Source organism: Pseudomonas sp. TE3728 (assembly GCF_056279145.1).
This window is the reverse complement of sequence record NZ_JBWBQT010000001.1, coordinates 4467405-4480420: the sequence shown is the minus strand read 5'-3', so window position 1 is coordinate 4480420 and position 13016 is coordinate 4467405. Positions and strand designations below refer to the sequence as shown.

At 60.7% G+C, this 13016-nt stretch carries 11 protein-coding genes and 1 pseudogene; 9 read left to right on the top strand and 3 right to left on the bottom strand.

Translation table 11 applies throughout. The annotated features are described in order from the left end of the window. Window positions 1-12: 12 nt before the first annotated feature. Together ACZ89R_RS19620 and ACZ89R_RS19615 are read left to right on the top strand one after the other, a co-directional pair. The gene (locus ACZ89R_RS19620; protein ID WP_429544857.1) at window positions 13-1077 is read left to right on the top strand and encodes an HlyD family secretion protein; all 1065 of its coding nucleotides are present in this window, start codon (window positions 13-15) and stop codon (window positions 1075-1077) included. Next, window positions 1074-2651: an efflux transporter outer membrane subunit gene (locus tag ACZ89R_RS19615; RefSeq protein ID WP_429544858.1), complete on the top strand. Its 1578-nt coding sequence runs from the start codon at window positions 1074-1076 to the stop codon at window positions 2649-2651. Before ACZ89R_RS19620 ends, ACZ89R_RS19615 begins: the two co-directional genes overlap by 4 nt. Here ACZ89R_RS19615 and ACZ89R_RS19610 read toward each other — a convergent pair. Next, a pseudogene (locus ACZ89R_RS19610) lies at window positions 2632-3321 on the bottom strand (NYN domain-containing protein). The gene ACZ89R_RS19615 and the pseudogene ACZ89R_RS19610 overlap by 20 nt on opposite strands. A 494-nt stretch (window positions 3322-3815) precedes the next feature. On the opposite strand from ACZ89R_RS19610, the gene ACZ89R_RS19605 reads away from it, so the two are divergent. From ACZ89R_RS19605 to tauD, 5 genes are all read left to right on the top strand, one after another. Then, complete coding sequence (locus tag ACZ89R_RS19605) at window positions 3816-4598, top strand: efflux RND transporter periplasmic adaptor subunit (RefSeq protein WP_429544859.1); 783 nt, start codon at window positions 3816-3818, stop codon at window positions 4596-4598. Beyond that, on the top strand, window positions 4595-5914 hold the full coding sequence (locus tag ACZ89R_RS19600; protein WP_429544860.1) for an efflux RND transporter periplasmic adaptor subunit: 1320 nt from the start codon (window positions 4595-4597) through the stop codon (window positions 5912-5914). Before ACZ89R_RS19605 ends, ACZ89R_RS19600 begins: the two co-directional genes overlap by 4 nt. Beyond that, window positions 5915-8011: a site-2 protease family protein gene (locus ACZ89R_RS19595; RefSeq protein WP_429544861.1), complete on the top strand. Its 2097-nt coding sequence runs from the start codon at window positions 5915-5917 to the stop codon at window positions 8009-8011. A 12-nt stretch (window positions 8012-8023) separates the two neighbouring features. After that, on the top strand, window positions 8024-8521 hold the full coding sequence (locus tag ACZ89R_RS19590) for a GNAT family N-acetyltransferase (protein WP_429544862.1): 498 nt from the start codon (window positions 8024-8026) through the stop codon (window positions 8519-8521). A 72-nt stretch (window positions 8522-8593) separates the two neighbouring features. Further along, window positions 8594-9430, top strand: a complete 837-nt coding sequence (gene tauD / locus ACZ89R_RS19585) for a taurine dioxygenase (RefSeq protein WP_429544863.1) — start codon at window positions 8594-8596, stop codon at window positions 9428-9430. A gap of 117 nt (window positions 9431-9547) precedes the next feature. Here tauD and mgrA read toward each other — a convergent pair whose 3' ends face one another. Together mgrA and ACZ89R_RS19575 are read right to left on the bottom strand one after the other, a co-directional pair. After that, entirely contained in the window at window positions 9548-10585 is a 1038-nt protein-coding gene (gene mgrA / locus ACZ89R_RS19580) for an L-glyceraldehyde 3-phosphate reductase (protein WP_201061574.1), read from the bottom strand. A gap of 235 nt (window positions 10586-10820) precedes the next feature. Then, window positions 10821-11711 (bottom strand): LysR family transcriptional regulator, encoded by an 891-nt coding sequence (locus ACZ89R_RS19575; protein WP_429544864.1) that lies wholly within the window; start codon window positions 11709-11711, stop codon window positions 10821-10823. A 125-nt stretch (window positions 11712-11836) separates the two neighbouring features. On the opposite strand from ACZ89R_RS19575, the gene ACZ89R_RS19570 reads away from it, so the two are divergent. Beyond that, entirely contained in the window at window positions 11837-12577 is a 741-nt protein-coding gene (locus ACZ89R_RS19570; protein WP_429544865.1) for an SDR family oxidoreductase, read from the top strand. A 174-nt stretch (window positions 12578-12751) separates the two neighbouring features. Next, window positions 12752-13012: a hypothetical protein gene (locus ACZ89R_RS19565; protein WP_427624218.1), complete on the top strand. Its 261-nt coding sequence runs from the start codon at window positions 12752-12754 to the stop codon at window positions 13010-13012. Window positions 13013-13016: the final 4 nt, after the last annotated feature.

Here is a 13016-nt window from a genome sequence, read left to right as displayed (position 1 = left end):
CAGAAGGTTTTTATGACGACTCAATCAAAGAAAAAAGTCGCTGTCGGCGTTGCCGCAGTAATGGCGCTCGGCGTGTTGATTTACCTGCTGGCGCCGGGCTTGTTCGGCAAGCGTACACAGCAGAGCACTAACGACGCTTTCGTCTCGGCGGACTTCACCCGGGTGGCGCCGCGCGTGGCGGGGTTCATCAAGGACGTGCTGGTGGAAGACAACCAGCTGGTCAAGGCCGGACAGCTACTGGCGTTGATCGACGACCGCGATCTACGCGCTGCCGCTGAAGCCGCTGACGCTGAAACCCTGGTGGCCAGGGCGCAGTTGCAAAACGCTCGGGCTACCCTTGAGCGCCAGACATCGGTGATCGCTCAGGCCCAGGCTACGGTGGTTTCAGCAAAGGCTGAAATGGCCTTCGCCGAGCATGAACTGAACCGCTACAACCATCTCGCCGGGGTCGGCGCCGGCACGGTGCAAAATGCTCAGCAAGCACGCACACGTATCGATCAGGCCTCCGCCCGTTTGGCCAATGCCACGGCGGTGCTCGCGGCGGAACGTAAGCAGGTGGAGATCCTGACCGCCCAGCGTGATGCGGCCGAAGGCGGGCTGAAAAGAGCACAAGCGGCGCTGGAAATGGCCAGCTATGAGCTGTCCTATACGCGCATCGTTGCACCTCAGGACGGCATGGTCGGCGAGCGCGCGGTACGGGTCGGCGCCTATGTCACACCGGGCAGCAAGATTCTGGCCGTGGTGCCGTTGGAGCGGGCCTATGTAGTCGCCAATTTTCAGGAAACCCAACTGACTGACGTACAGCCGGGGCAGAGCGTGCAAGTGCATGTCGACAGCCTCGGCGGCGAAGCCCTGCGCGGCCGCGTGGAGAGCATCGCACCGGCCACCGGCGTGACCTTCGCCTCGGTCAAACCGGACAACGCCACCGGCAACTTCACCAAGGTTGTGCAACGGATTGCGGTGAAAATCATACTCGAGCCGGGTCAGCCATTGGCCGAGCGGTTGCGGGTGGGGATGTCGGTGGAGGCCAGTATTCATACGGCAAGCACTGGCGAACATGAGGTCGCACAACGATGAACTTCGCTAATCGCACGTCCCTGTGGCGAGGGAGCTTGCTCCCGCTGGGCCGCGAAGCGGACCCAAAATTTGCGAGTGCTGCGCACGCGAACGGGAGCAAGCTCCCTCGCCACAAGGTCAGCATTCGTTCAGTCGCTATTGTATTGAGCCTGCTTTCGTTGAGTGCCTGCACCGTCGGCCCGGACTTCCAGCGCCCTCACGCGCAGCAAGTCGCCCAATGGTCGAAACCGGTCAAAGCCGCCGCCAGTCAGGTCGTTCCCAACGAGATGGATGAACGCTGGTGGGAGGTATTTCACGATCCGAAACTCTCGGCCCTGACCCAACGCGCCCTGACCGACAACCTCGACCTGAAACTTGCCGGCAGCCGTTTGCAGCAAAGCCGAGCCGCGCGCCAGGTAATCACCGCCGACCGCTATCCCAATACCGCCGCCACCGGCAGCTACGGGCGCAAACGCAACAGCAGTGAAGGCCTGAACGATCCGTCGGGCCACAACGGCGACTCGGCGTTCAACCTGTGGGACGCCGGCTTTTCCGCCTCCTGGGAGCTGGATTTCTGGGGCCGTGTGCGCCGCGAAACTGAAGCCGCCGACGCCACGCTGGAAGTGGCGGAAAACGATCGTCGCGGTGTGCTGCTGTCGGTGCTTGCCGAAACGGCTCAGGACTACATTCAGCTGCGCGGTGTGCAAAGCACGCGGACCGTCACCGAGCAAAACCTCGACGTCGCCCGGCATAGCTTGAAACTCTCGCAACTGCGCCTGGCCGACGGTGTTGCCACAGATCTGGACGTCGCCGAAGCCGCTGCGCAAGTCGCGGCCATCGAATCACGTTTGCCGGCGCTGGAGCAGCGTCAGTCGCAACTGATCAACGCCTTGAGCCTGTTGATGGGCGAACCGCCGCAAACGCTGTCCGCCGAGTTATCCACCGACGCCCCGGTGCCGCAAACCCCGCGTCAGGTCGCCATCGGCTTGCCGTCGCAATTGGCCGAGCGCCGCCCGGACATACGTCAGGCCGAAGCCCGCCTGCATGCCGCGACCGCCAGCATCGGCGTGGCCAAGGGCGACTTTTATCCGCGGATCACCCTGTCGGGCAACATCGGCTCGCAAGCCCTGCAATTGAGCGATTTCGGCTCCTGGGGCTCGCGCTCGTTCGGCATCGGCCCGCAGTTCAGCCTGCCGCTGTTCGACGGCGGTCGCCTGCGCGGGATGTTGTACCTGCGCAAAGCCCAGCAACAGGAAGCGGCGCTGGCCTACCAGCAAACCGTGCTGCGGGCCTGGCATGAAATCGACGATCAACTCACCGCCTACAACGCCAGTCAACTGCGCCGCGACAGCCTCGCCGAAGCCGTGCGCCAAAACCAGATAGCCCTGCGCACCGCGCAACAGCAGTACGTCGAAGGAGTAGTGGATTTCGTCAACGTCCTCACCGTGCAAGGCGAGTTGCTGGCGACCCAACAGCAGTGGGTCGAGAGCTCGACTGGGGTGTCGTTGGCGATGGTTAGTTTGTACAAAGCGTTGGGTGGGGGATGGGAGTCGGTGTATCCGGTGGGAGGCGCCGTTACCAATAATCCGGTTTGATCGCGGGCGCCTTATGAGTCGCCACGCGAACTGGAAACTGGTGCAATTGCAGCTCTTCTGAGGTTACGACACGTCGCATCCAGTGTGAGTGCTCCTTTAAGGAGCCAGGCGATGGACGGTTTAACTCTGCTCGATGAGGAAGAATGACTCCAACTCTCATGCCAGGGAAATCTTCTTGAATGGCTCTCAGGGCTGGAGTCATGTCTGTGTCACTGGATACCAGGACTAGCTGTTCGATTTGCTCATCGGAATGGAGCTGGGCCTGTCTTGCTGCGGTGCGATACATGCTGATTGCGATGTGGACATCCGTTTCTTTTTCTTCAAGCTTCCAGATGTCGATTTTGTCTTGGCGAGAGGCAGCCGTTTTTCTGTCAATGAAGCGAGGTGCTTTAGCGGGCTCAAGTTTATGACGACCATAGTGAACGGCAACATTGGTCGTTTTTAAAGCACGTACATAAGTGTCTTGGGCTTCTTTGGAGACTCTGCCGCGAGTGGCAAGTTATGGTTTGACGGATGAGGTGAAGTAATCAACCGAGATGAGTGAGCTTTGTGGGTTCTCGATGTGGGCGACATGACCCAGCAAGCCTTTGAGATTGAGCCATTTGTATGGAGTACCCGCAAGCAATCCATAGAACACGTTGTAGCCATCAACAAAGAAAGCGGTACGCACAAACTCAATCCTCAGAAACGAAAAAACCGGCCTAGGCCGGTTTCTTCACCCCAACTGCCAGTGAATTTAATCTCTGCGTACGGGGTTCAGTGGGGCGATCCTAAATCGAGTTAGCGATGACGTCAACCGTTGGCTGACCAAGGCGTCATTCGGATGGACATCTCCAGCGCCGGCAAGCCAGTTTTGTAGATTTGCCTGGTTGATCGTCAAGCCATTCCTGGACTCATCTATTAATGATTGTTACGGCGAAAGGGCAGAGGTGCCGTTGAGTTTGTACGCGCCGAAGTGTCTATTGCCAATTTCGTTTTTGATCGAATGGTTGTTCCTGATTTCATGTGGGATTTAATACCGATGCTCATTGACCCAGGAATCAAACGACCGCCTTGAAAGTTTTATCCTTTTTGAAACATTACATTTCCAACCAATAATGCCCATCCGCTTGACGCTCACGCCCGCTGTCATAGACTCCGCTCATCCGTCAGGGAGTTACGGTTATGCGGCGTTTTCGTGTTTGGGTTGCAGGACTAACCTTTGTAACGTGCGTAGTACAGGCGCAAACGCCTGCGCCAGACGATCCATTGCTGGAAAGCAACGCGGTTGGCGGGAATGCGTCGGTCAGCAATGAAGCCCGTGGTGTGCTGCGGGCCCGGGATCAGGCGGTGCTGGCCAGCGAGTTGTCGGGGCGGATTGTCGAGTTGCCGTTCAGTGAGGGCGAGTCGTTCAAAAAGGGCGACACCCTGGCGCGGTTTGACTGTTCGGCTTATCAGGCTCAGCTCAACGCGGCTCAGGCCGCCAGCCGTGGTGCTGGTGAAGAGTTGGCCCACAACAAACAACTGGCGGCATTGAATTCGGTCGGACGCTTTGAAGTGGCGCGGGCCGAGGCAAAGGTCAGCGAGATTCAGGCTCAGTCTCAGGTCTATCAGGTTCAGGTCAAACGCTGCAGCGTGGTTGCGCCATTCGATGGTCAGGTCGTCGAACGTAAGGTCAAGCGCTACGAAAGCGTTGCCGCCGGCGCGCCGTTACTGGACGTGGTCGATAACCGCACCCTGGAAATTCACCTCTTGGTCCCGTCGCGCTGGATGGGCAAGCTCAAGCCCGGCCAGACATTCAGTTTTGTCCCCGATGAAACCGGTCAGCCGCTGGATGCCACGGTCAAACGCCTCGGCGCGCGAATCGATGAAGGCAGCCAGACTTTGCTGCTGGTGGCGGCGCTGCCCAACGCCAACGGTCTGTTGGCCGGCATGAGCGGAACGGCGCATTTCGCGGAGCTCAAATGAACGCCCCGGTGACCGGCGGCGCCGAGCAGGTGTTCGCCAGGTTTCTCGACCTCGAACGCCAGACCCGCGCCGCGCGCACGCCTTCGCAACTGGCTTACAGCCTGGTCAATGACGGTCAAGCGCTGTTCGGTTTCCGCCATGCCGCGCTGTTGATCGCCGGCAAGGTGCAGGCGGTTACCGGTGTTAGTGCCGTGGAACCGAATGCGCCGTTCGTGGCGTTTGTCGAGCAAGCGGTCGCACAGCTGTTCAAGCTTGAGGTGCTGAAACAGGCGCGGGTGATTGCGCCTGATCTCCTTAGCGAATCGATTCTGGCCGACTGGCAAAGTCTGTCAGCCGCTCAGGTGTTTTGGCTGCCGCTGATCGATCATCAGGGCGAGGTGTTCGGCGGTCTGTGGCTGGCGCGGGATGTGCCGTGGAACCCTTCCGAACAAGTGCTGCTGTCGCAACTGGGCGACACCTACAGCCATGCCTGGCTGGCGCAGCAACCGCGCAAACCCTGGCGACTGCGCTGGACGCGCAAGCGTCAGATGGCGCTGCTTGCCGTGTTGTTGCTCGGGTTGCTGATTCCGGTGCGCCAATCAGTGTTGGCCCCGGCCGAAGTCGTCCCGTTGGGCGGTCGGGTGGTCGCCGCGCCGCTGGACGGGGTGATCGCCGAGTTTCTGGTCAAACCCAATCAGGCGGTGAAAACCGGCGACCTGCTGCTGCGCTTCGAAAGCACCACGCTCAAGGCTCAGGCCGATGTGGCCGAGCGCGCCCTGGGCGTTGCCGAAGCGGAACTCAAGGCCAATTCCCAACGTTCCTTCGCCGATGCCGAGTCCAGTTCGAAAATCGATCTGCTGGCGGCGCGAGTGGAGCAGAAGCGCGCCGAACGGGATTACGCCCGTGAACTGCTCAAACGCAGCGAAGTACGAGCGGAGCGGGACGGTATCGCGGTGTTCGCCGACGCCGAACGCTGGACCGGCAAACCGGTGCAAACCGGCGAGCGGCTGATGGAAATCGCCGACCCGAACCAGGCCGAATTGCGCATCGAGTTGGCCGTGGGCGATGCGATTGCCCTGGAACCGGGCGCACAAGTCGCGCTGTTTCTCGACAGTGATCCGCTGCAGCGGCACTTGGCCAAACTCGAACGTTCGGCCTACGAGGCGCAGCCCACCGCCGCCGGGCAACTGGCTTATCGACTGGATGCGACGTTCGACGCCGCGCCGCCACGTATCGGCCTGCGCGGCACCGCGAAAGTCTTCGGCGACCGTGCGCCGCTGGCGTTGTACCTGTTGCGCCGACCGCTGGCCGGGTTGCGTCAGAGCGTGGGCCTGTAGATGAACTTGCCGAGCCTGCGGGCGGACCTGCAATTGACAACGGCAGCCCCGGCCCTCGACGGGTCGCCGCGCTGGACCCTGGCCGACCCGGTGCGCGGGCGTTATTTCAAACTTGGTGCGGCGGCGATGCGCTTGCTGCGCCATTGGTCCCTAGGAGATCCGGAGCACGTGCTGCGTGCCGCCAATCGCGAACCGGGGCTACCGCTGGATGGCGCGGCGCTTGAGCAATTGCTGGAGTTTTTGCGCGGCCACGATCTGATCAGCGCTCTCGACCCGTCGCAGCGCGCCAGTTACAGCCTGAAAGCCGCGGCCCAGCGCCAAAGCCTGTGGCAAATCCTGCTGCATCAATACCTGTTTTTCCGGATTCCGCTGTGGCGTCCGGACGCCTTTCTCAATCGCGCCTGGCCGTGGCTGGAGCGTTTCGGCCCGCGTGCATTGCGCTACGGATTGCCCGCGACTCTGGGGCTTGGGGTGTTTCTGGTGTCGCGGGACTGGCAGCGGTTTATCGCGACCTTTCCTCACCTGTTCAGCCTCGGCGGTGCCCTGGCGTTTGCTGTGGCGCTGTTTTTCGCCAAGCTATGCCACGAGTTCGGCCACGCCTTCATGGCCAAGCGCGCCGGTTGTCGGGTGCAGAGCATGGGCGTGGCATTCATTGTGCTGCTACCGATGTTTTACACGGACGTCAGCGACGCCTGGCGCGTCAATGACCGCCGTGCGCGGTTGCTGATTGGTGCCGGCGGGGTGCTGGCGGAACTGGTGCTGGCGTGTATCGCGCTGCTCGCTTGGTCACTGCTGCCTGACGGCCCCGGACGTACGGCGGCGTTCATGCTCGCCAGTGCGACCTGGATCACCACGCTGGTGATCAACCTCAACCCGTTTATGCGTTTCGATGGCTACTTCTTGCTCAGTGACTTTTGGGAAGTGGACAACCTTCAAGGGCGGGCCTTTGCCTTGTGCCGCTGGCGGCTGCGCGAGTTTTTGTTCGGCTACGCAGCCCCGGCGCCGGAGCCTTGGTCACCGAAGATGCAGCGGCGTTTGTTGATCTGGGGGTATGGCGCGTGGCTGTGGCGCGCGGCGTTGTTTTTCGGGATTGCGCTGGCGGTCTATCACCTGTTCTTCAAGGTGTTGGGGATTTTCCTGATGCTGGTGGAGTTGGTGTGGTTCATCTTCCTGCCGATCCTGAGCGAGTGGCGGCAATGGTGGAGCCGTCGCGAACAGGCGCATGCGCCTCGGGTACTGTTTAGCGGTCTGGTGTTGCTTGGGCTGTTGCTGCTGCTGGCGCTGCCATGGCGCAGCGCGGTGGAGTTGCCGACAATGCTTGAGGCCGGACGCGCCAGCGCCCTGCACGCGCCCGTGGCGGCGCGGGTCAAAACGGTGAATGTGCACGACGGCCAGGTCGTCGCTCAAGGTGAGGTGCTGATCGAGCTGGAATCCCCGGATCTGGATTCACGCCAGGCCATCGTCCGTCGCGAAATCCAGATTCAGCAATTACAGATGCGTCGTCAGGCCGGCCGTAGCGAAACCGCGGCCGACGCCGGAATCGTCGAGCAGCGCCTGGCCGAAGCCGTGGCCGAATACCGAGGCTTGGCCGCCCAGCGCGAGCGTCTGTTATTGCGCGCGCCCCATGCCGGCAAGGTGCGCGATCTGCTGCCGCAGTTAACGGTCGGCCGCTGGCTTTCGACCAAAAATCCTTTGGCTCGGGTGGTCGAAGACGGTGCGCGGTTGCGCGGTTATCTGGCCGAAGCCGAACTCTGGCGTGTCGCCCCGGGTGCCAGCGGACGGTTCATCGCCGATGATCCGATGCACCCGGCGATCGCCGTGCAATTGAGCGAAATCGACACCAACGGCGTGGCTTATGTCGATCAGGAAGCGCTGACTTCCGATCACCACGGGCCGATCGCCGTGCGCCGCGATCAGCATCAGCGCGCCGAACCGGTACAGGCGCAGTACGGCGCGCGGTTGAGCATCCTCGAAAATACCCCGACGCCGGTGCAGCCGTTGCGCGGCATTGTGGTGTTGCAGGGCAGTGGCGAGTCGTTATTGGGCGTTGCCTGGCGACGCATGGCGGCGCTGGGAGTCAGGGAAAGCGGTTTCTAAGGAGGAACAGCGATGGCGAAAACCGATTCAGTGGCAGCGGACGGCTTGGTAGTCAGGCCTTCGCGGACCAGCGATGGACCTTTTCTGCACAGCCTTTACCAAGCGGCGCGGCCGGACCTGCAATGGATCGACGGTGAGCAGGAAGTGGTTGAGCAGGTGGTTGCCCAGCAATTCAGGGTGCAGGAACAAGGACTGGGGGAGAACTTCCCCAACGCCATGCATTATGTGATCGAGAAACTCGACACGGCCATCGGCGCACTGACCACCGACTTTGGCCCCAATGAAATTCGCGTGCTGTACCTGGCGTTTATCCCCCAGGCCCGCGGCAAGGGTTACGGTCGGACGGTGCTGCAAGGCGTGCAAAAAGCTGCGCAGCAAATTCGCTGCCCGGTGGCGACGGTGGTCTGGGCCAATAACCTCCATGCTCGCCAGCATTACCTGTCGCTGGGGTTTCAGGTTGAAGAACGCAACCCGGCGGCAGAGCGGTTGGTGTGGTACCCACAGGGTTGAGCCCGGGGCAAGGTCCCCTCGCCACAGGCTCGCTCCCACAAAAGCTCGATACCGAATTCGAAGAGAACCACCATGAGTAACCTGACAATCGTCCCTCTCAGCTGCGCCCTCGGCGCGCAAATCAGCGGCATCGATATCAGCCAGCCGCTGAACGTTGAGCAACGCGATGCCATCGAGCAGGCGCTGCTCAAGCATCAAGTGCTGTTCTTCCGCAACCAGCCGATCGAGCCGCAGCAACAAGCGCGATTCGCCGCCTATTTCGGTGAGCTGCATATTCATCCGATCTACCCGAACGTGCCGGAGCAGCCGCAAGTGCTGATCCTCGACACCGCCGTCACCGACGTGCGGGACAACGCGATCTGGCACACCGACGTGACCTTCCTGCCGACCCCGGCCATGGGCGCGGTGCTCAGCGCCAAACTGCTGCCCGAATTTGGCGGCGACACGCTGTGGGCCAGTGGTATTGCGGCGTATGAAGCGCTGTCCGCGCCGATGAAAACCTTGCTCGAAGGGTTGACCGCTACTCACGATTTCACCCGTTCGTTCCCGCTGGAGCGCTATGGCAATACACCGGACGCGTTGGCCCAGTGGGAAGAAGCCCGGCGCAAGAACCCGCCGCTATCTCACCCGGTGATTCGCACGCACCCGGTGAGCGGGCGCCGGTCGCTATTCGTCAATGAAGGGTTCACGTCGAAGATCAATGAGCTGTCGGAAACGGAAAGCGAGGTGATTCTGAAATTCTTGTTCGCCCACACCACACGGCCGGAATTCACCATCCGCTGGCGCTGGCAGAAAGACGACATCGCGTTCTGGGACAATCGTGTGACCCAGCACCACGCGGTGGATGATTACCGCCCGGCACGGCGGGTGATGCAGCGGGCGACGGTGTTGGGGGATGTGCCGTTTTAAGATCAAAAGATCGCAGCCTTCGGCAGCTCCTACATTAACTGCGTTCGCCACAAATATTGCGGTCGAACATCGATCCTGTAGGAGCTGCCGAAGGCTGCGATCTTTTGCTTTTTAGGGTTATTCAGCCGTCGAAGGCTTCTCCCAAAGATTGACCCCACCCTCCTGGGCAAACCGGTCAATCTCCGCCAGTTCTTCCACGCTGAAACTCAGATTCTTCAACGCCCCGACGTTCTCGATAATCTGCTCCGGCCGGCTCGCGCCTATCAGCGCCGAGGTCACCCGTGGATCGCGCAGGGTCCAGGCCAGCGCCAGTTGCGCCAAGCTCTGACCACGGCGCTTGGCGATTTCATTGAGCGCCCGCACATGGGCGATGTTGGCTTCGGACAGGTGCGACGCCTGCAACGAACCACCCCCCGGACGATTGACCCGCGCATCCGCTGGCACGCCATTGAGGTATTTGTCGGTCAACAGCCCCTGAGCCAATGGCGTGAAGGCGATCACGCCGGTGCCGAGTTCATCGGTGGTGTCCAGCAGGTCCTTTTCCACCCAGCGGTTGAGCAGGTTGTAGGCCGGTTGATGGATCAGCAATGGTACTTTCCACTCCTTCAGCAACCCGGCGATTTCACGGGTTTTCACCCCGGAATAGGACGAGATGCCGATGTACAGTGCCTTGCCCTGCTGCACGGCAGTGGCCAGTGCGCTGGCGGTTTCTTCAAGCGGCGTGTCCGGGTCAAAGCGGTGGGAATAGAAGATGTCTACGTAATCGAGGCCCAGACGTTGCAGGCTCTGGTCGAGGCTGGCCAGCACGTATTTACGCGAACCACCGCCCTGACCGTAAGGGCCGGCCCACATGTCCCAACCGGCCTTGCTGGAGATGATCAACTCGTCGCGGTACTGCTTGAAGTCTTCACGCAGCAAACGACCGAAGTTGATCTCGGCGCTGCCATACGGCGGGCCGTAATTGTTGGCCAGGTCGAAATGGTTGATGCCCAGATCGAATGCCGTGCGCAGCAACGAACGCTGGGTGTCGATCGGCGTGCTGTCGCCGAAGTTGTGCCATAAGCCCAGAGACAGTGCCGGCAGCACCAGCCCGCTGCGCCCCACGCGGCGGTAAGGGATGGAATCGTAGCGGTTTTCGGCAGCGGTGTAGGTCATCGAATCCTCTCTTGTCGGTCTTGAATGGGGTATCGACTGCTTTGCAAGTTGCCCAGCATACGCCCAGACAAACGCCAGAAAACCCCGGATTCGACTAATTGCTGAAACGTTTCACAGATTTTATCTTCAGGGTCAGCCCAATCGCCAAGATCGCAGCCTTCGGCAGCTCCTACGCTCGACCGCATATCACTGTAGGAGCTGCCGAAGGCTGCGATCTTTTGATCTTCGCTTGACTTCAAACGGCATCCGAAAACACTTCCCCCAACCAATCCACAAACACTCGAACCCGTGGCGACATGTGTTTGTTATGGGGATACAACACGGAAACCGGCATCGGCGGCGGTGGTGTGTTGACCAGAATTTCCTGCACCAAACCTTGGGAAATCAAAGTTTCCATTCGGTAATGCGGGCACTGGATCAGGCCCAATCCGGCAATCGCCGAGGCCGCGTAGATTTCCGCACCGAACACTGACAGCGCACCATCGATGGCCACTTCCTTGAGTTCGCCATCGACCATGAATTCGAACGGAAACAACTTGGCGGTGGTACGTGAAACGTAGTTCACCGCGCGGTGGCGGCTCAGGTCATCGAGGCTTTTCGGTTCGCCATATTTGCGCAGGTAGGCAGGACTGGCGCAGGTAATCTGTCGCAGGTTGGCGACACGTTTACCGATCAGTGCCGAGTCGCCCAAGGTGCCGGCGCGCAACACGCAATCAACGCCTTCGGCGATCAGGTCGACGAAGCGATCGGCCTCGCTGATGGACAGGTCGATGTCCGGGTAGCGCGCCATGAATTGCGGCAACGCCGGGATCACGAAGTGCTTGGCCAAGGTGCCGTGCAGATCCACTCGCAACCGCCCTTTCGGCGCTACGCTGCGAAATGCCAGTTCGGCCTCTTCCAGTTCCGCCAGCAACTGCACGCAACGCAGGTAATACGCCTCTCCATCCAGTGTCGGACGGACCTTGCGGGTGCTGCGCTCCAGTAAACGAGTGCCGAGCCAGGCTTCGAACTGATTCAGCGTGTGGGTCAGCGTCGCCCGTGGCAGATTCAGGTCATCGGCCGCCAGGGTGAAGCTGCTGCGCTCGTAGATCCGCACGAACACCTTCATCGCTTTGACTTGGTCCACGGGTCACTCCTGGCGCTGGATTGTTGGTGATTATTGAACAGTCAAGGCAACTCTCATGCATTTATCGGCCTGAGTAAACATGTGAGTCTGGCTCCCACTTCAAACCACTCCAAGGAATCAACGCCATGACTGCTCAAACTTCGAAAGTTGCCATCGTGACCGGCGCCTCCCGCGGCATCGGCGCTGTCATCGCCAGGCAACTGGCCAGCGAAGGTTTCGCCGTCGCCATCAACTACGCCAGCAGCGCCACTGAAGCCTCAAAACTGGTGGTGGAGCTGCGTCAGGCCGGGCATCAGGCCATAGCGGTCAAGGCTGACGTGGCCAATGCCGACGACGTGCGCCGGTTGTTCGACGAAACCGAAACGCAATTGGGCAAGGTCGATGCGCTGATCAACAACGCCGGCATCCTCAAAGTGATGCCGCTGGCGCAGCACACCGACGAACTGTTCGACCAGACTTTCAACATCCACGCTCGCGGCACCTTCAACACCTTGCGTGAAGCGGCGACGCGTCTGAACAGCGGCGGCCGGATCATCAACTTCTCCAGCAGCACCGTTGGCCTTAACTTGCCGGGCTACGCGGTGTACATCGCCAGCAAAGCGGCTGTGGAATCCCTGACCCAGGTGTTCGCCAAGGAAATGCGCGGGCGCAACATCACCGTCAACGCGGTGGCGCCTGGCCCGGTGGCGACTGAGCTGTTTTTGCACAGCAAGAGCGAAGAGCAAATCCAGACTTTCGCCAAGATGCCTCCGCTGGAGCGTTTGGGTCAGCCGGAGGATATTGCTCGCGTTGTGTCGTTTCTGGTGGGGCCGGATTCGGCTTGGGTCAATGGGCAGATTTTGCGGGTGAATGGTGGGTTGGTTTAAGCGCAGCGGTGCCTATGCTCAATAAGTAGCAAGGACACCGAGGTGACCCCATCGCGAGCAGGCTCGCTCCCAAAGATGACCGAGCTCTCATCCAGCAACGCGGTTGAATGTGGGAGCGAGCCTGCTCGCGATGGCTGCCTCAAAAGCAATGCATACCTGAAGGGTGGACTCACCATGCACACAGCAATCATCATCTTCTTCGGCCTGGTCCTGCTGGCGCTGATGCTGTTCATCGGCGAGAAAATCGGTTTCCCCCGCCAGACCCTGGCCTACAGCTTTGTCGTGCTGTGGCTGGCGTTGACCTTGATCAACGGCGCGGTCGGCATGGTCAACGCCGGCCAGCCGTTGAGCACGGAACTGGTGGTGGGTAGCGCGGTATTCGGCGTACCGGTTGCGGCGCTGGTGTTGTTCATGACGATGAGCACTGACGCCTGACAAG